The organism is Psychrobacter sp. Arc29, from assembly GCF_041431175.1.
In the GTDB taxonomy this organism is placed as follows: Bacteria; Pseudomonadota; Gammaproteobacteria; order Pseudomonadales; family Moraxellaceae; genus Psychrobacter.
Genome location: NZ_JASMRR010000002.1, coordinates 328124 through 346171, shown reverse-complemented (window position 1 = coordinate 346171; position 18048 = coordinate 328124). Strand labels below are relative to the sequence as shown.

Sequence of the window (18048 nt, the reverse complement as noted above, 5' to 3'; positions counted from 1 at the left end):
CTAAGCTTGTATTGGCAACCGCTAATACAAGCTTTTTAGCTTTGGTACAGACAATAGCTCTACCTGATAAGCAGCAATTGATTTGCTGTTAATTATATTAAAAAAGAATTTAATAATGGTGACTTGCTATTGACAAGTGAGTCTATCTCACTGACATAGTGTATTAACTATTTAGTGTAGATAACGCTGATCTATCAGCGAGATAACAACCAGTTTAAATGACACATACAATTAAAAATAGGAACGTACTATGAAAGACAATTATGATTTAGTCGTCATCGGCGGCGGTCCTGGTGGTTACGAAGCAGCGATTCGTGCAGGCCAGCTTGGTATGAGTGTTGCTTGTATCGAAAAGCGCGTTTATAAAGGTGAGCCAGCACTTGGCGGCACTTGTTTAAACGTTGGTTGTATCCCATCAAAAGCCCTGCTTGACAGCTCACATCGTTATGAAGCTACTAAGCATGACCTTGACGAGCACGGTATCAGTACTGGTGACGTTGCTATCAACATCGAAAAAATGATAGAGCGTAAAGAAGGTATTGTTAAGCAGTTGACTGGCGGTGTTGCAGCCTTGTTAAAAGGCAATGGCGTTGATTGGTTACAAGGTTGGGGTACTTTAGTTGACGGCAAAGGCGCTGACAAAAAAGTCAAATTTACCGCTTTAGAAGACGAGAGCGAAACAACGATCACTGCTAAGAATGTTATTCTTGCGGCAGGTTCTGTGCCTATCGAAATCCCTGTTGCCAAAACTGACGGTGACCGTATTGTTGATTCGACTGGCGCACTTGATTTCACTTCAGTTCCTAAGCGTTTAGGCGTTATTGGTGCTGGTGTTATCGGTCTTGAGCTTGGTTCAGTATGGCGTCGCCTAGGTAGCGAGGTCGTCGTATATGAGGCACTTCCTAGCTTCTTAGCTGCTGCTGACAAAGACATCTCAAAAGAAGCTGGCAAAATGCTCAAAAAGCAAGGTCTTGATATCCGCGTTGATACCAAAGTAACCAATGCTGAAGTACAAGGTGACCAAGTTGTCGTTACTAGCGAAAGCAATGGCGAATCGAGCGAGGAAAGCTTCGACAAGCTAATCGTTTGTGTCGGTCGTCGCGCTTACTCTGAAAAGCTACTTGGTGAAGACAGCGGTATCACGTTGACTGAACGTGGCCTTATCGATGTCAATGATCAGTGCAAAACCAACCTTGATGGTGTTTATGCTATCGGTGATTTGGTCCGTGGTCCTATGCTTGCGCATAAAGCAATGGAAGAGGGCATGATGGCTGTTGAGCGTATTCATGGCGAAAAACCTCAAGTTAACTATGACACTATCATCAATGTCATTTATACTCACCCAGAAATCGCATGGGTAGGTTTGACTGAGCAAGAAGCTGAAGAAGCTGGCTATGAAGTTAAAACCGGCTCTTTCAATTTAGCTGCTAACGGCCGTGCATTAGCGCAAAGCGAAGCACAAGGCTCTATCAAAGTCGTTGCCGATGCTAAGACAGATCGCCTGCTAGGTATGCATGCTATCTCTGCTGGTGCTGGTGATATCGTCCATCAGGGTATGATTGCGATGGAGTTTGTCTCTAGTATCGAAGATCTACAGTTGATGACATTTGCTCATCCAACGATTTCAGAAGCAGTGCATGAAGCTGCGCTATCTGCAGATGGACGTGCTATCCACGCTATCCAGCGCAAAAAGCGTAAGAAATAAGTAGTTGTTCGTTTAGTTATTATCGATTTACAACCTGATTGTGGTATCGCTATTTTGGAGATACTACGATCATGAGTGCGTCAGATATATGATTAATATATATGCACGCACTTGATTTCACTTTTTATTAATTGTAAAAAATAAAGGATACAATCAATGAATTTACATGAGTATCAAGCAAAAGAGCTATTAAAAAGCTACGGTTTGCCAATTCAAGAAGGCATCATCGCTCATAACGGCGAAGAAGCGGCAGCCGCTTTTGATAAAACCCCAACTGACATTGCGGTAATTAAAGCGCAAGTACATGCTGGTGGTCGCGGTAAAGCTGGTGGCGTAAAGCTAGTTAAAACTCGTGAAGAAGCTAAGCAAGTTGCTGAAGAGCTGATCGGTACTAACCTAGTAACGTTCCAGACTGATGCTGATGGTCAGCCAGTCAACTTTGTATTGGTTGCAGAAGATATGTATCCAGTACAAACTGAGCTATATCTTGGCGCTGTTGTTGACCGTGCGACTCGTCGTGTGACGTTTATGGCATCTACCGAAGGCGGCGTAGATATCGAAGAAGTAGCACACAGCACACCAGAAAAAATCTTCAAAGTACACGTTGATCCTTTAGTTGGTTTAATGCCTTTCCAAGCGCGTGACGTTGCGTTCAAACTTGGTTTAGAAGGCAAGCAAATCAATCAATTTGTTAAATTGATGACTGGCGCTTATAAAGCATTTGTTGAAAACGATTTCGCATTGATGGAAATCAACCCTCTAGCTGTTCGTGAAAATGGCGAAATCGTTTGTGTTGATGGCAAAATTGGCATCGACTCAAACGCCCTATATCGTCTGCCAAAAATCGCAGCGCTACAAGATAAAACTCAAGAAAACGAGCGTGAGCTGAAAGCGGCTGAGTTTGACCTAAACTATGTTGCTCTAGAAGGTAACATCGGTTGTATGGTTAACGGTGCTGGTCTTGCCATGGCGACCATGGACATCATCAAACTGTATGGCGGCAAGCCTGCTAACTTCTTGGACGTTGGCGGCGGCGCAACCAAAGATCGCGTTGTTGAAGCGTTCAAAATTATCCTTGAAGACAGCAGTGTTGAAGGCGTATTGATCAACATCTTCGGCGGCATCGTACGCTGTGACATGATTGCAGAAGCGATTATTGCTGCAGTAAAAGAAGTTGATGTGCAAGTTCCTGTGGTCGTACGTTTAGAAGGTAACAACGCTGAGAAAGGCGCGCAGATCCTAGAAGAGTCAGGTCTAAAACTGATTTCAGCCCAAGGTCTTTCTGACGCCGCGCAAAAAATTGTCGACGCTGTTAAAGCGTAATAGCCAAAGCGTAATGACGGCAGTGACATATTAAAAGGCTAATGACAGCCGACGCCTACTGCCATCATTGCAAGACAACCGAATACAAGGAAAATATAATGAGTGTATTAATCGATAAAGATACCAAAGTATTGGTACAAGGTTTCACTGGTAAAAACGGTACGTTCCATTCAGAACAAGCCATCGAATACGGCACCAAAGTAGTTGGCGGCGTAACCCCAGGTAAAGGCGGTCAAACGCATCTAGGCCTACCAGTATTTAACACAATGGCGGAAGCCATGGAAGCGACTCAAGCTGACGCTTCTGTTATCTACGTACCAGCACCATTTGTACTAGACTCTATCGTTGAAGCCATCGATGCTGGCGTTAAGTTGATCGTTGTGATTACTGAAGGCGTACCGACTATCGATATGCTAAAAGCAAAACGCTATCTTGAAGAAGCGGGCGACGTACGTTTGGTTGGTCCTAACTGCCCAGGCGTTATCACACCAGGCGAATGTAAAATCGGCATCATGCCAGGCCACATCCATCAGCCAGGTAAAGTGGGCATCATCTCACGTTCTGGTACTTTGACTTATGAAGCCGTCGCTCAAACGACTAAGCTTGGTTTTGGTCAGTCAACTTGTATCGGTATTGGTGGTGATCCTATCCCTGGTATGAACCAGATTGATGCGTTAAAACTGTTTGAAGCTGATCCACAAACTGAAGCAATCATTCTAATCGGTGAGATTGGTGGTACTGCTGAAGAAGAAGCTGCTGCTTATATCAAAGACCATGTAACTAAGCCAGTTGTTGGTTATATCGCTGGTGTTACCGCTCCAGAAGGCAAGCGCATGGGCCATGCTGGCGCTATTATCTCTGGTGGTCAAGGTACTGCTGAAGAGAAATTCAAAGCGTTTGAAGATGCTGGCATCGCGTATACACGTGATCCATCTAAGCTTGGTGAGAAGCTAAAAGAAGTTACTGGTTGGTAAAATTGACAAAAGCCTATTAATACCAAAACTGTATTGAATTATTATGAGGACACCCCTACAATGGGGTGTCTTTTTTATGTCTGTAAATTTTATGAGAAACAAAATATTAGTCACTGGTGGTGCTGGATATATTGGTTCGCATACCTGTATAGCTTTGCATGAAGCAGGTTATGATATGGTAGTATACGATAACTTATCCAATAGTAGTCGCGAAGCGATTAATCGTGTCTCTACCTTAATTGGTCAAAATATCGAGTTTGTTGAAGGTGATATTCGAGACATTGAGGCGCTGAGACAAGTCTTCTCATCCCATCAGTTCTTTGGCGTGATTCATTTTGCTGGTTTAAAAGCAGTTGGCGAATCAGTAGCCAAACCATTGCTGTATTATAATAATAATGTTATTGGTACGATAGATTTGTTAGAAGTTATGGCAGAGTATGACGTCAAGAATTTAGTGTTTTCTTCATCTGCTACGGTTTATGGCGATCCTGAAAATTTACCTATTGACGAAAACTCTCCACGTTCTTGTACCAATCCTTATGGACAAAGTAAACTTACTGTCGAGCATATTTTAGAAGATTTGGTCACATCTGATAGTAGTTGGAATTTGATACCTCTTAGGTATTTCAATCCAGTAGGCGCGCACTCATCTGGGCAAATTGGGGAAGATCCAAATGATATTCCCAACAATTTGATGCCTTATATTTCTCAAGTCGCTGTCGGTAAGCTCGAAAAGCTCAGCATCTTTGGCAATGACTATCCTACTATCGATGGAACAGGTGTCCGTGATTTTATCCATGTCACTGACTTGGCTCAGGGTCATGTATCAGCGCTTAATTATTTAGAGCGTCGAACCAGTTCAACAAACCCTTCAGATATGAAAAAATCAGTAGGTTTTCTACCGATTAACCTAGGAACTGGCAAAGGTACCTCTGTATTAGAGTTAGTGAATGCTTTCACCGAAGTGACTGGAAGAGATATTCCTTATCAATTTACAGATCGTCGTGCTGGTGATATCGCCAGTTGCTATGCCAGTGCTGACAAGGCGAAAGTATTATTAGGATGGCAAGCCAAATTATCCGTTAACGACATGTGTAAAGACACATGGTATTGGCAGAGCATGAATCCTAGTGGTTATAAAGTATCTTAAGATTTGTTAGATACTCTTTGTTTATTTAACAACTTTTCCTAATTCATCTTTTCAGAGTGGTCTTCTTGTTATGAAAAAAATAACCCATGCCGTTATACCTGTCGCAGGCTTTGGTACACGTATGCTGCCGCTGTCGAAATCTGTGCCAAAAGAGTTGTTACCACTTGGCAATCGTCCTGCTATCCATTACGTGGTCGAAGAGGCCATCGCTGCGGGTATCAAGCATATTGTCTTGGTCGGTCATGCGCAAAAAAGTGCGATTGAAAACTACTTTGATATCAATGCGGAATTGGATAATCAATTACGTCAAAAAGGAAAGGATGATCTGGCTGATAGCTTGAACTGGCTACCAGAGGATGTAACGGTATCAATGATCCGTCAAGGCAAGGCCTTAGGTTTGGGGCATGCAGTACTAGCTGCGCGCCCTATCATCGGCGAGCATGACTTTGCTGTATTACTCCCTGATGTCGTTCTCGATCCGTTTACTACTGATATGGCTGCTGATAATTTGGCCTTTATGTTAGATGCCTTTGCTACAGATAGTCATTCACAAATATTGGTTGATAACGTAGCAGACGAAGACGTGCATAAGTATGGTATCGCTAAACTCAGTGAGAATAGTGATATGAATGACCAAGCAGATGTGAATGCTAGCTTTAGCGTTGCAGGTTTTGTAGAAAAACCCAGTCTAGCAGAAGCACCATCAAATCTAGCTGTAGTGGGTCGCTATGTATTTAGCAATCAAATTTTTGATTATTTAGCCAATACGCAAGCCTCAATCGGTGGTGAGATTCAGCTGACTGATGCTATCGATGCACTCATTAACGAATATGGTGTAAATGTCACAACGATGCGCGGTGCTAGCTATGATGCAGGTGACATGCGTTCGTATATGCAAGCGTTTATCTATTTTGCCGAGCAGCAATTAGCAGATGATAAGTAGCGATGGATAAGATAAAGGACGATAAGAAGTATGATAGCGCTCGCTGTTCCAAATACTGGGAGCAGTTGCAAACGCTTGCGGCACAGCCATGGTCGCTGGCAAGCTTATTTGCACAAGATGACAGCCGCGCGAAACGCTTTAGTACGCAAGCTGGTGCGCTGCACATAGACTATAGCAAGCAGTGCATTAATTCTCAGGTATTGGACGCTTTATTTCAGCTAGCAGATAGCTGTGAGTTGTCCGCTCGAATTGATGCGTTGATGCAAGGCGCGATGGTCAATAATAGTGAAGAGCGAGCGGCCTTACACACAGCACTACGTCTGCCTGAGAATGCAGAGCTACAAGTTGGTAAGCAAGATGTGGTTGCTGATGTACATCATAGTTTGGCGCAGGTAGCGAGATTATCCGAACGTGTCCGTAGTGGCACATGGCGAGGGTTCTCAGGTAAGGCTATTACCGATGTGGTCAATATTGGCGTTGGCGGTTCTGATCTTGGACCGCTCATGGCAACTGCCGCGCTTGATGAATGGGCAGACACGGACATCGGTGTGCACTTCGTCTCTAATATGGACGGCACTCAGCTTGATAATCTACTAAAACATTTAAATCCTGAAACCACTTTATTTATCATCTCGTCTAAGTCTTTTGGTACGGTTGATACCTTATCTAATGCCAAAACTGCACTGTCATGGTTACTTGCGACGGCGACGCTGCGCGCTGGTACTGAAGACAGTGTGTTGCGTCGGCACTTTATTGGAATATCAGCCAATAGTGAAAAGATGAGCGCTTGGGGGATACATCCTGAGCATCAATTAGAGCTTTGGGAGTGGGTTGGGGGCCGGTTTTCTTTGTGGTCAGCGATTGGGCTAGCCATTGCTATTCGTGTTGGTATGAATGGGTTTAGGGAGCTATTAAGTGGTGCTCACAGTATGGATGAGCATTTTGCTCAGGCAGATTTTGTAAATAACTTACCAGTATTGCTAGGGCTGCTAGCTGTATGGAACAGTACGTTTTTGAAGGTGAATGCCCATACCGTACTGCCTTATGATGGACGGTTGGGCTATCTGCCTAGCTACTTGACCCAGCTTGAAATGGAAAGTAATGGCAAGTCGGTTACTCAGCACGGCGATCATATTGATTATGATACTTGCCCAATTCTGTGGGGCGAAATTGGTTCAAACGCTCAGCATGCCTTTTATCAGCTACTGCATCAAGGAACACAGCAAGTCTCCTGTGATTTTATTGCTTGTGTACGCCGCTATAGTGGCGAGGTACAAAATGCTTCTTTACAACAACAGCATGAGCTATCTTTAGCAAATTGCTTAGCGCAAAGTCGAGTCTTGGCATTTGGCAATGCTGCTGTCACAGATGTCTCAAATAGTGATAAAAAAACGGTATCTAGTGCAGATAAATACAAATACTACCGCGGCAATCAACCATCAACTACCTTGCTTATTGATGAGCTTACGCCTCATAGTTTGGGTGCGCTGGTTGCGCTCTACGAGCATAAGGTTTACGTGATGGCCAGTATTTGGGATATTAATCCGTTTGATCAATGGGGGGTTGAGATGGGCAAACAAATGGCAGAGTCTGTGCATGACGCTATGCAGCAAGAGACTTACAGCCAATTTGACACCTCTACCGACCAATTATTGCAGCATATCAAAAAACTGTCTCAGTAATATTGATCAATCAATAATGTAAAAAGGTACACTCATGGGGACTGCTACAAACTATCAATGTACGCCTTATAATGAATTTGCATCAAGCCAAGTGACCAGTTCCAATGCGTGTGTGCTGGTTGGCCATAGTATCGAAGCGATCACCAGTGCAGTGGTGCTGGCAAGTTTAGGTCAACGCGTTCATCTGTATGCGGATATGGATCTATTGGCTCAGCAGATACAGCAATATAGCTTTGAGCACCATTTGCAAGCGCTATGGCAAATGTATGTACAGCAGCAAATCATTACGAGTCAAGCATTACCAGATAGTGCAGAGACGTTAATACAATATTATGAAACGGCAAATCATGGTGATAGCCAAATTGTCAGTCAAAGCATTCATAGTGATGATCGAAATAAAGTGGCGCTTTACTGGTTGTTTTTAGACAGTATTAAGCCAACATGGAACGACGACAGCTGGATTACGGCATTTAACCATAGTCACCAACAGGCATCACCTGTGATTATGAGTGGTATTGAGCAATTAGGGACTATCTCAGCGCTATCTGAGCGTTTACAGCGCGCTTGGGTTTATTATGTCCCGTTTGTATTTTTACAAGATGGTGATGCTTATAACTCCATGTTGAACCCTGCATTATGGTTACTAGGTGAAAAAACAGCAGATAGCAACCAATATTTAGAGATGTTACAGCCGTTAATGCAGCATGCGCGCACCGCTCATCATGCCGATATCGCAACGATAGAGTTTGCGCGTAGTAGTATTATGGCGATGCTCGCGACCCGAGTGAGCTTTATGAATGAGATGTCACGCTTGGCGGATAGCCAGCAGGTGGATATCAGTCAGGTGAGTCGTATCATGGGATTGGATGAGCGTGTAGGCAGTAGCTATCTACAGGCAGGATGGGGGTTTGGCGGTAATACATTACCTACCGAGCTTGCTAAGTTACAGCAGTCGAGCAAAATACACAGTTTAGACATGCCTCTTTTACAGTCTGTCATGCATATTAACGAAGACCAAAAAGAGCTGATATTTCGCAAGTTTTGGCAGTATTTTGATGGTTTCATTGATAATAAAACTGTCATGATTTGGGGCGGCAGCTATAAAGCAGGCTCAGGCCGTACCGCAGGCTCAGCCATTCATCCGTTATTAGCATTACTATGGTCTTATAATATCCGTACACTGGTTTATAGTGATAAGGCACAGGGTGAGCTTGCTGCACTATACGAACAACAACCTTTACTTGAATTAATCGCTAACCCTTACCAGAAAATGAGTGAGGCTCAGGCAGTCTTTGTGATCAATTGGTCGCCACGAGATCGACTAGATATTGATAAGATCAATCAGCAAGCCATGCCAGTATTTGATGCGCAAAATACATTTACTCGATCGCAAATTGATCGTTTAGTAGGCGACTATGTGGGCATTGGCCGGTCTAAATAATGTTATTGAAGTTCTTCATTATTAAAAAAGCTCGCTAATCATGATTAGCGAGCTTTTTTGTGGCTTTATGCTGGTACAGCACCTTGTGCTGCTAACCATTGCTGAATTTCTTGAGTTTTATCAGACAATAACACGTGATCGCCGCGACTTTCGATATTCAATCTAATCAGTGGTTCAGTATTTGAAGCACGTAAATTAAAGCGCCATTCGCCAAAATTTAGGCTTAAGCCATCAAGCGAAGATTTAATTGGATTGTCGATACTAAATTTTTCTTCAATTGCGCTGATGATCGTTGGGGCATCATGAGTCGTGAGGCGAAAATTTAGTTCGCCTGAGCTGGGATAAGACTGAATGTAGCCTGTGACCAATTCTGATAGGGTCTTACCAGTGATAGACAGCAGCTCTATGGTGAGTAACCAAGGAATCATACCGCTGTCGCAATAGAAAAAGTCACGGAAGTAATGATGGGCGGACATCTCACCACCATAGACTGCACCTGAATCGCGCATGATTTGCTTGATAAAAGAGTGTCCAGACTTGCTGATAACGGCATTGCCATTATGCGCTTCGATAACCGCTTCTGTGTTGTATATGACTCGTGGATCATAAACAATGGACTCGTTTGGATACTTATTCAAAAAAGCTTGAGCGAGCATACCGACGATATAGCTACCATCAATAAACGATCCATTTTCATCAAACAAAAAGCACCGATCAAAGTCACCATCAAAGGCAATACCAAGATCCGCTTTGTTTTCTAGCACAGCTTGCTGAGTCGCCAGTCTATTGGCTTCAATCATTGGATTGGGGATACCATTGGGGAAGCTACCATCAGGCGTATGATGCAAGGTGATAATTTCAATGGGTGCACCAGCTTTTACCAGTCTATCGATTAACAAGTCAACGACTGGACCTGCGCTACCATTACCAGAATTAATGACCAGTTTAAGGGGCTTTAGTTTATCAATATCAACGAAAGTCATGACGTGATCGATATAAGCACTTTTATCAGTCAATAATTGCAACTGTCCTGATTGATTGTCAGTTGTAAATTGTCCTGATTCTGCCAATGCCTGAATCTCTGCCAAACCATCATCCGCACTGATAGGTTTTGAGTGCTCTTTGACCAGTTTTAAACCATTGTAGTTGATAGGGTTGTGGCTCGCCGTGACCTCTATACCACCAAGTGCCTGATAATGACTGGTAGCAAAGTAGACCTCTTCCGTACCACTCATACCCAAATCGATCACATTAATGCCTGCATCAACGATGCCTTTGATAGCGGCTCGTTTTAATTGCTCACTAGAGTGGCGAATATCACTACCAATGACGATAGCTGGTTTTAGATCTGCCATATCATTGGTTTTATTTTCAATGGATGCCTGATAGCGCTGATATAAAATCTGAGCAAAAGCCCGACCAATACGGTAAGCGATGTCTTCATCGAGATTGACGCCAAGCTCACCGCGTATATCATAGGCTTTAAACGAGTTGATGGTGATAGGATTGAATTCCGTGGCTGGCTGATAGCTGGTGGTCTCAGAAGTGGACATAATGATAAAATTCCTTGCGCGTGAGCAATGATAAAATAAGAAAGTAGATAGCATAATTATAAGCCAATCAGGGTTCAATGATACATTAACTACTCAATGAGTTAGATACATGTCGATATGTATGACGCAGATTTATGCTGATCGATCACTAAGCCTCTTACTACACTGACATACGAGAATGATAAACTATACGCTATACCAAGCCAAAAAATGGCATGATAAATAAGATATAAGAGTATTTCCTATGAGTATTTTAGACAATAAAGTAACAGTGCCTGCGCCTGTGCAAGGCACACCAGAAGCGAGTGGTGAGTTTGATGATTTACTGGCTTTGATGGCTCGTCTACGAGCAGATTGTCCGTGGGATAGGAAACAGACTAACCATAGCCTTATTCCTTATGCCATCGAAGAGGCTTATGAGCTTGGCGAAGCGGTGCAAAGCGATGATGATGAAGATATCAAAGGCGAGCTGGGAGATGTGCTGTTACAAGTCATCTTTCATTGTCAGATGTACGCTGAACAAGGGCGTTTTGATATGAGTGATGTCATTACGACCTTGCAAGAAAAGCTGGTTCGCCGTCACCCTCATGTATTTGAAGCGGAAACACTCAAGGACGATGCCGCAGTAAAAATACGCTGGGATGAAATTAAATTGGAAGAGCAGCAGGCACGCGAAGCACGTGGCAAATCAAAACGTCGCTTAGATCAAGTGAAAGCGGGCAGTGCCTTAATGCAGGCACAAGACGTGCAAAAACAAGCGTCAAAGCTGGGTTTTGATTGGGACGGTATTGCTGGTGCAGTCGAAAAGCTGGATGAAGAGATTGCCGAGCTAAAGCATGAGCTAACAGATAAATCTATAGTCGAGATCAAAGCAAATATCAGAGAGGTCGAAAAGGAATTAGGCGATTGCATGTTTGCGCTCGTCAATGTCGCACGTAAACTGAACCTTGATGCAGAAGCGTCTACCTTAACCTGCGTACATAAATTTAAATCACGTTTTGGTTATATCGAGGAGCAATTAGCATCAAGTGGTAAGCGTTTGGAGGACAGCGATATAACCGAAATGGATGCATTGTGGGAAGCGGCGAAACAACATGAACGCTCATCATAAAATCTCGTCTCGTAGCTATATTTTGTCTAGCAGCTATATAGCAATGTCTATTTTCGGTCTTTTATGTGCTCTGCTGGTGCTTAATAATGCCCACGCTGCTCCCTGTTTTGACAATCCTCAGCGTGCTTACAATTATCTGTTGGCACAAGAAAATGCCAAAATACAGGCACGAGATGAAGCCACCGTAAATATCAATCGTGCCAGTGAAGGTGAGCTGGTATCGCTAAATGGTATTGGCAGCAGTAAAGCACAGGCGATTATTTTATATCGTGAAATGTTCGGTGAGTTTAAAACAGTAGATGAATTAGCAAAGGTGAAAGGTATTGGTGCAAAAACGCTTGAGAAAAATCGAAGACGCTTAAGTGTGCAAGATTAATAGCGGTATTTTACATTAATCAATCCCAATATTGACAAAATAGCATGTAAGTAAATGTCATAACACACCCAGCACGTGCAAAATTTGTTAAACTAGCGGGTACATCCGCCTGATAAACGCTGTGTTATTCAGGGGTGGTTAAAGAATACCGGCGAGGAGTAGATGCATGGCCGAGCGTGCCGCCAAGCAGTTAGAACTGAACAAATCTGAATTACCCAATTCCATTACTGAAGTGATTGCCACATTGACCCGAGCTGGGTTTGATGCGTATATCGTTGGTGGTGGTGTGCGCGATACCTTATTGGGTCTGCGCCCAAAAGACTTTGACGCCGTGACTGATGCCAAGCCGCACGAGATTAAAGATGTCTTTGGCAAGCGTTGCCGTATCATCGGTCGACGCTTCCAGTTAGCACATGTGTATTCAGGTCGCGAGTTAATCGAAGTGGCTACTTTCCGTGGTCCACCAACGAGCAATGCCAATACCAATCAGGATGGTATGATCCTGCGCGACAATGTGTGGGGCGATATCAAACAAGACTTTGCCCGTCGTGACTTTTCTATCAATGCGCTTTATTATCAGCCGCTCAAAGGCGTGGTGCATGATTTCTGCGGTGCGCTTGATGATATTGATAACAGAATTATTCGTCTATTGGGTCATGCGCCAGTACGTATCGAAGAAGATCCAGTAAGATTATTACGTGCCCTTCGATTTAAAGCCAAATTGGGCTTTGAGTTTGATGATGCGTTGTCCGATCAGTTTCATGATGGCAACTGGGCCCTGCTTGAGCAGATATCGCCACATCGTCTCTATGATGAAACACAGAAGATGTTTACCGGTGGCTATCTAGTGCCACTGTTGCCATTATTGTTTGAGTCTGGCGCGATCGATAGCCTCATCATTTATCCACCAGCCGAGCCAAGCGCCTTAGTCAATCAAGTGGCAATCAATACTGACAAGCGTATTGCAGCAGGCAAAAGCATCAATCCAGCGTTCTTTTATGCGGCGCTATTGTGGGAAAACTATCTGCATCAATTGGCAAAAGCTAAAAAGCGCAATATGCCGTTTGCTGAAGCACAAATGCATGCCGCTGGTAAAGTCATTGACCGTCAACGCATCAAAACCGCTATTCCAAAATTTGCTGAGCAGTTTATCCGTGATATCTGGATATTGCAGCCAAAACTTGCAGCTCCGCGTAGCAAGCAAATCGTTCAGCTCTCTGAGCATCCGCGCTTTCGTGCGGGTTTTGACTTTTTATTATTGCGTGAGCAATGCGGTGATGCTGAGCATCCATTGTCAGAATCGACGAATGACATGGGCGAGTGGTGGCAGACGTATCAGACATTGTCTGAGCGAGAGCAGCAGCAAGCGATTGAAGCGTTCGACGAAAATATCCGCCGCGGTGCCTACAAAAAAGGGCAACGTAGCCGTGGACGCAATCGTCAAAAACCAGAAGCAAATATCACTGATCACTCACCATCTAATCAGAGCAGTGCGAAACAAAGCAATGCTAATGATAGTAATGAGAAAGGTAGAAAGGATCAGACAATGGTAAACGATTCATCGAATATCCCAGCACGCCGTCGTCGCGCTGTCAGCCAGTCTAAAAATGACAGCAGTAACAACAAAGAGTACAACACGCAGCAGGTGAAACAAGATAGCAATGAGCTTGCGCAGCTACAGCAGCTATCGCTTGCTAGTAATAACCAAGCGACAAACAAACGCCACCATTCTAAACCTGCGCCACTGTTTGTTATAGAGCACGAAAAGGTTGTGCCGCCGCTACAAAAGCAGCTGCCAGCTGAGAGTGCATCGCAGCCGAAGCGCAAGAGCGCACCTGTGCAAAAGCAAGAGTCGACTAATAACGACACCCAAAAGCAAACGGATAAAGCTGATCGTTCAGATAACACTCAGTTGTCTCAAGCTAGTTCGTCAGAGGTTAAGGCATCAGCTGATCAGGCAAGACCAACTCGCTCAATCGCAAGATCGCCTGCGCTAGTCAGTATGAATAACGAGCCGATTCCGCACAAGCGTCGCCGTCGTCAGCCCACTGTTGATAGTGCAAATAGTGTCGAGTTGCAAAGCAAGAATGATAAAGAGCAGTCAACAGTGAAGTATGCGAGAAAAGCACCTAAGTCAGTAGCGAAATCAGCTAGTTCAGCTGATACTACAGAAGCAAAAACTGTAGAGCGTGAAGTGACGAAGAAAGCGGCTACACCAGCAAAGGCTAAGAAATCAGTCAAAGCAACCACAGCAAAAACTGAGCAAGCTGCTAGTAATCAAGCCCCTGCTGTTAAAGTGACCGATGATAAAGGCCCTGTGCCATCAAAACGCCGTCGCCGTCAGCCTAGTACTGAAAGTGCCTGATATGAATAACAGTACGAATGATAGTCACTGGGTTACCTGTTATGTGGGCCTAGGTAGCAATCTATCTAATGAGTTGGGCTCGCCTATAGACCATTTGCAGCAAGCGCTTGAAAGTATGAAAAATAGTGAGAAAATACGCGAAATTAGTGTGTCTTCTTTTTATGCGTCAGCGCCAATGGGTCCACAAGACCAGCCAGACTTTATCAATGCGGTTGCTGGGTTCGAAACGGTAATGACGCCTTTTGAGCTGCTTAGTTTTTGTCAGAAGTTAGAGAGCATGGCCAAGCGGGCACGTTTGCGCCGCTGGGGTGAGCGTAGTCTAGATGTCGATATTTTACTATATGGTGATATGCAGATTGCCGAACCACAACTAACGGTTCCGCACGCTGGACTACGCGAGCGTAATTTTGTATTGATACCACTGCGAGAGTTAGCGCCACATTTGACTATCGTAGGAAAATCAATAGCTGACTACCCACAAAGTCATGATTGGACAGGCTTAAAATTATTATCAAATGACTGATCTTCAGTGGCTTATTATAACTGATTAAGTATCAGATACTTTTTATGATAGCTCACTAACGCTAGCTAAAATGATAGACATTGATAATTAAAGGCATTGCAAGTTAATTGAGGGTCATATGACAACATTATCTACGTTAAATAAATTTAAAAAAGACGGTACTAAGTTTACTTGCTTGACGTGCTATGACTCAATGTTTGCACGGATGATGGATAAAGCTGAGATAGATACGATTTTGATTGGTGATAGTCTAGGTATGGTCGTGCAAGGCCACGACTCAACGTTACCTGTGACCGTCAATGATATGGCATATCACACAGCCAATATCGCCCGTAGTAATGAACACGCCTTGATATTGGCTGATCTGCCTTTCATGAGTTATGTGACGTTGCCAGAAGCCATTGCCAATAGCCGCCAATTGATGCAAGCAGGCGCGCATGTAATTAAGGTCGAAGGCGGTAGTGAGCTCTGTGAATTGGTGACGACTTTAGCGCAAGCAGGTACGCCCACTTGTGTACATCTTGGTTTGACCCCGCAATCGGTCAATGTCTTTGGCGGCTATAAGATTCAAGGTCGCGGTGACGAAGCGGCTGACAAATTGCTCGCTGATGCTAGGGCAGTGGTTGATGCTGGTGCAGCGCTGTTGGTGCTAGAGTGTGTACCGGCAGCACTTGCCAAAGCAGTGACAGATGCTGTCGCTGTACCAGTCATCGGTATCGGTGCCGGCGCAGATACTGATGGTCAGGTACTGGTGATGCATGACATGCTTGGTATGGTACATGGTCGTGTTCCCCGTTTTGTTCATGACTTTTTGACTGATGAGCGAAACAGTACACGCAGTATTGAAGGGGCTTTTGCATTGTATCAGCAATCGGTACGTGAACGCAGTTTCCCAACCGAACAGCACCAATTTAGCTGATTTTTAAGTTGTTTAAGCTATTGAACAACAGAACGTTTGAATAGAAGAAAAGTAATCATGTTTCCAATTATTTATCATGATATCTCGTCACTACGTGAAGCGCTTCAGCCTTATCGTGGTCAGAAAAGTGAGAAACAAGGCCGTCAGCAGCGCATTGCGCTAGTACCAACAATGGGTAATCTACATGACGGTCATCTTGAGCTGGTAAAAATTGCCAAACAGCATGCAGATATAGTGGTGGTCAGTATCTTCGTTAACCCTACTCAGTTTGGCGTTGGAGAAGATTTTGATAGTTATCCACGTACACTAGACGAAGATGTGGCTAAGCTTGCTACTGTTGGTGCAGATTATGTTTTTGCGCCGAGCAGTGATGCGATGTACCCAGTATTACCACCACCGACTACCGTATTAGCTGGCGCTATTAGTAACCAACTATGTGGTCAATCACGCCCTGGCCATTTTGATGGCGTTGGTATCATTGTCTCTAAGCTTTTCAACATTGTGCAACCAGATGTGGCGATATTTGGCCAAAAAGACTATCAGCAGCTGGCTATTATTAAGCAGTTGGTGCGTGATTTGAGCCACCCAATTGAGATTATTGGTGCACCTATTGTTCGTGCTGATGATGGGCTAGCGCTCTCCTCGCGTAATCAATACTTAACCGAATCTGAGCGACAAGTTGCGCCTACACTGCATCGAGAGCTACAAGGTTTGGCAGAGCAGTTGAAAGGTGGTGGCATCAGCCAGCAAGCGTTTGAATCATTACTAGCAGACAAGCGTACACGCATTAGTGACGCAGGTTTCACGATCGATTATCTAGAAGTAAAAACTGAAGAGCTGGGTTCTGTCGTAAGTGACTCTATAACCTTCAATATAGAAAATAAAAACATTGTTATTTTGGTTGCAGCATGGCTGGGACGCGCACGTTTATTGGATAATCAGTTAGCAGTGGTGGGGTAAACCCTTTGGTACATAATGTATCAGATGCAATGAACTAGAATGGGTAGATCATGGATATAAGTCAGGATCAAAGCGATAATCAAGCCGCATCGATAACGCCAAAAATATCAACGGATAAGCTCAGTATTCTAGTGGTATCAGGCCGTTCAGGATCAGGCAAAACATCAGTGCTGAATATCCTAGAAGATTTAGGATATTACTCTATTGATAATCTGCCGTTGTCTTTATTGCCGAGCGCCGCCCACAAGCTGGTAAAAGAAAGCGGTATCCATCGTATTGCGCTAGGTGTTGATATACGGACGCCACGAGCTGATCTATCTAACTTTGCCGCCATCTATGCTTCTTTGAAAGAGACCTATGGGGCGCAAGCGGTACAAGTCTTATATGTGACGGCGCAAGAGAATACTCTGATAGCACGTTTCAATGCGACGCGCCGCGTTCACCCTTTGATGTCTCAAGATGTTGATAGTGACAATGCAAAGCATATCGCATTTAACCTGCCTGCTGCGATCAAGAAAGAAATTGAATTATTAGAGCCAATTTCTGGTCATGCTGATATTAAGATTGATACTACCAGTCTAAATATCCATCAGTTAAAAGACAGGTTACGCGAACATATTGGCATGGACAATCAGATTGTCATTAACCTGCTGTCATTTGGTTTTAAGCACGGTAGTCCTATTGATGCTGACTTTGTATTTGATGTCAGGATTTTGCCCAATCCACATTGGAATCCTAAGCTGCGTGCCTCAACAGGGCTCGATGCTGAAGTCAGCGCATTCTTCGCTGACTATCCTGAAGTGTCTGAAATGCTCAATGACATCGATAGGTTTTTGACACGTTGGCTACCAGAGTTTTTGCACAACAATCGTCATACAGTGACGGTTGCGATCGGTTGTACCGGCGGTAAGCATCGTTCAGTATTTATCGCCGATCATTTGCAGCGTCGCCTGGCTGATACGATGCCAGGAGGTGTAAAAGTACTGGCAAAACATCGCGAAAAAAGTCGTTGGTAGTTATATT

At 44.0% G+C, this 18048-nt stretch carries 15 protein-coding genes; 14 read left to right on the top strand and 1 reads right to left on the bottom strand.

Annotation, left to right across the window (positions count from 1 at the left end; genetic code table 11):
* Positions 1-250 precede the first annotated feature (250 nt).
* The 7 genes from lpdA (at position 251) to QO189_RS04385 (ending at position 9218) form a co-directional block, all read left to right on the top strand.
* Positions 251-1705: a dihydrolipoyl dehydrogenase gene (gene lpdA, locus QO189_RS04415; RefSeq protein WP_371531690.1), complete on the top strand. Its 1455-nt coding sequence runs from the start codon at positions 251-253 to the stop codon at positions 1703-1705.
* Positions 1706-1861: 156 nt separating this feature from the next.
* Positions 1862-3028, top strand: coding sequence for an ADP-forming succinate--CoA ligase subunit beta (gene sucC / locus QO189_RS04410; protein ID WP_371531689.1), 1167 nt, complete (start codon positions 1862-1864; stop codon positions 3026-3028).
* 98 nt (positions 3029-3126) lie between these two features.
* Complete coding sequence (gene sucD / locus QO189_RS04405; RefSeq protein ID WP_201601740.1) at positions 3127-4002, top strand: succinate--CoA ligase subunit alpha; 876 nt, start codon at positions 3127-3129, stop codon at positions 4000-4002.
* Between the two features lie 76 nt (positions 4003-4078).
* The gene (gene galE / locus QO189_RS04400) at positions 4079-5152 is read left to right on the top strand and encodes a UDP-glucose 4-epimerase GalE (protein ID WP_371531688.1); all 1074 of its coding nucleotides are present in this window, start codon (positions 4079-4081) and stop codon (positions 5150-5152) included.
* Positions 5153-5222: 70 nt separating this feature from the next.
* The gene (locus QO189_RS04395) at positions 5223-6095 is read left to right on the top strand and encodes a UTP--glucose-1-phosphate uridylyltransferase (protein ID WP_371531687.1); all 873 of its coding nucleotides are present in this window, start codon (positions 5223-5225) and stop codon (positions 6093-6095) included.
* A 2-nt stretch (positions 6096-6097) separates the two neighbouring features.
* Complete coding sequence (gene pgi / locus QO189_RS04390; protein WP_371531686.1) at positions 6098-7777, top strand: glucose-6-phosphate isomerase; 1680 nt, start codon at positions 6098-6100, stop codon at positions 7775-7777.
* Positions 7778-7811: 34 nt separating this feature from the next.
* Positions 7812-9218: a UDP-glucose/GDP-mannose dehydrogenase family protein gene (locus QO189_RS04385; protein ID WP_371531685.1), complete on the top strand. Its 1407-nt coding sequence runs from the start codon at positions 7812-7814 to the stop codon at positions 9216-9218.
* 65 nt (positions 9219-9283) lie between these two features.
* Here QO189_RS04385 and QO189_RS04380 read toward each other — a convergent pair whose 3' ends face one another.
* Positions 9284-10771 (bottom strand): phosphomannomutase CpsG, encoded by a 1488-nt coding sequence (locus QO189_RS04380; RefSeq protein ID WP_371531684.1) that lies wholly within the window; start codon positions 10769-10771, stop codon positions 9284-9286.
* A gap of 244 nt (positions 10772-11015) precedes the next feature.
* Here QO189_RS04380 and mazG point away from each other — a divergent pair, with 244 nt between their 5' ends.
* The 7 genes from mazG (at position 11016) to rapZ (ending at position 18041) form a co-directional block, all read left to right on the top strand.
* A complete protein-coding gene (mazG, locus tag QO189_RS04375) occupies positions 11016-11882 on the top strand; it encodes a nucleoside triphosphate pyrophosphohydrolase (RefSeq protein ID WP_371531683.1) in 867 nt (288 codons plus the stop codon).
* Positions 11866-12258 carry a ComEA family DNA-binding protein gene (locus QO189_RS04370; protein WP_371531682.1) on the top strand — a complete coding sequence of 131 codons (393 nt, stop codon included), beginning with the start codon at positions 11866-11868 and terminating at the stop codon, positions 12256-12258. Before mazG ends, QO189_RS04370 begins: the two co-directional genes overlap by 17 nt.
* A gap of 166 nt (positions 12259-12424) precedes the next feature.
* Positions 12425-14623 (top strand): polynucleotide adenylyltransferase PcnB, encoded by a 2199-nt coding sequence (pcnB, locus tag QO189_RS04365; protein ID WP_371531681.1) that lies wholly within the window; start codon positions 12425-12427, stop codon positions 14621-14623.
* A 1-nt stretch (position 14624) separates the two neighbouring features.
* On the top strand, positions 14625-15146 hold the full coding sequence (gene folK, locus QO189_RS04360) for a 2-amino-4-hydroxy-6-hydroxymethyldihydropteridine diphosphokinase (RefSeq protein WP_371531680.1): 522 nt from the start codon (positions 14625-14627) through the stop codon (positions 15144-15146).
* Between the two features lie 118 nt (positions 15147-15264).
* Positions 15265-16065 (top strand): 3-methyl-2-oxobutanoate hydroxymethyltransferase, encoded by an 801-nt coding sequence (panB, locus tag QO189_RS04355; RefSeq protein ID WP_371531679.1) that lies wholly within the window; start codon positions 15265-15267, stop codon positions 16063-16065.
* A gap of 57 nt (positions 16066-16122) precedes the next feature.
* Complete coding sequence (gene panC, locus QO189_RS04350) at positions 16123-17025, top strand: pantoate--beta-alanine ligase (protein WP_371531678.1); 903 nt, start codon at positions 16123-16125, stop codon at positions 17023-17025.
* 50 nt (positions 17026-17075) lie between these two features.
* Positions 17076-18041, top strand: coding sequence for an RNase adapter RapZ (gene rapZ / locus QO189_RS04345; RefSeq protein ID WP_371531677.1), 966 nt, complete (start codon positions 17076-17078; stop codon positions 18039-18041).
* Positions 18042-18048: the final 7 nt, after the last annotated feature.

Bases quoted from the DNA above. Each gene is read 5' to 3' on its own strand.
- folK (WP_371531680.1), top strand. From the start codon at position 14,625: ATGAATAACAGTACGAATGATAGTCACTGGGTTACCTGTTATGTGGGC.
- sucD (WP_201601740.1), top strand. From the start codon at position 3,127: ATGAGTGTATTAATCGATAAAGATACCAAAGTATTGGTACAAGGTTTC.
- QO189_RS04385 (WP_371531685.1), top strand. From the start codon at position 7,812: ATGGGGACTGCTACAAACTATCAATGTACGCCTTATAATGAATTTGCA.
- rapZ (WP_371531677.1), top strand. From the start codon at position 17,076: ATGGATATAAGTCAGGATCAAAGCGATAATCAAGCCGCATCGATAACG.
- QO189_RS04395 (WP_371531687.1), top strand. From the start codon at position 5,223: ATGAAAAAAATAACCCATGCCGTTATACCTGTCGCAGGCTTTGGTACA.
- lpdA (WP_371531690.1), top strand. From the start codon at position 251: ATGAAAGACAATTATGATTTAGTCGTCATCGGCGGCGGTCCTGGTGGT.
- galE (WP_371531688.1), top strand. From the start codon at position 4,079: ATGTCTGTAAATTTTATGAGAAACAAAATATTAGTCACTGGTGGTGCT.
- sucC (WP_371531689.1), top strand. From the start codon at position 1,862: ATGAATTTACATGAGTATCAAGCAAAAGAGCTATTAAAAAGCTACGGT.
- pgi (WP_371531686.1), top strand. From the start codon at position 6,098: ATGGATAAGATAAAGGACGATAAGAAGTATGATAGCGCTCGCTGTTCC.
- panC (WP_371531678.1), top strand. From the start codon at position 16,123: ATGTTTCCAATTATTTATCATGATATCTCGTCACTACGTGAAGCGCTT.
- panB (WP_371531679.1), top strand. From the start codon at position 15,265: ATGACAACATTATCTACGTTAAATAAATTTAAAAAAGACGGTACTAAG.
- mazG (WP_371531683.1), top strand. From the start codon at position 11,016: ATGAGTATTTTAGACAATAAAGTAACAGTGCCTGCGCCTGTGCAAGGC.
- QO189_RS04370 (WP_371531682.1), top strand. From the start codon at position 11,866: ATGAACGCTCATCATAAAATCTCGTCTCGTAGCTATATTTTGTCTAGC.
- QO189_RS04380 (WP_371531684.1), bottom strand. From the start codon at position 10,771: ATGTCCACTTCTGAGACCACCAGCTATCAGCCAGCCACGGAATTCAAT.
- pcnB (WP_371531681.1), top strand. From the start codon at position 12,425: ATGGCCGAGCGTGCCGCCAAGCAGTTAGAACTGAACAAATCTGAATTA.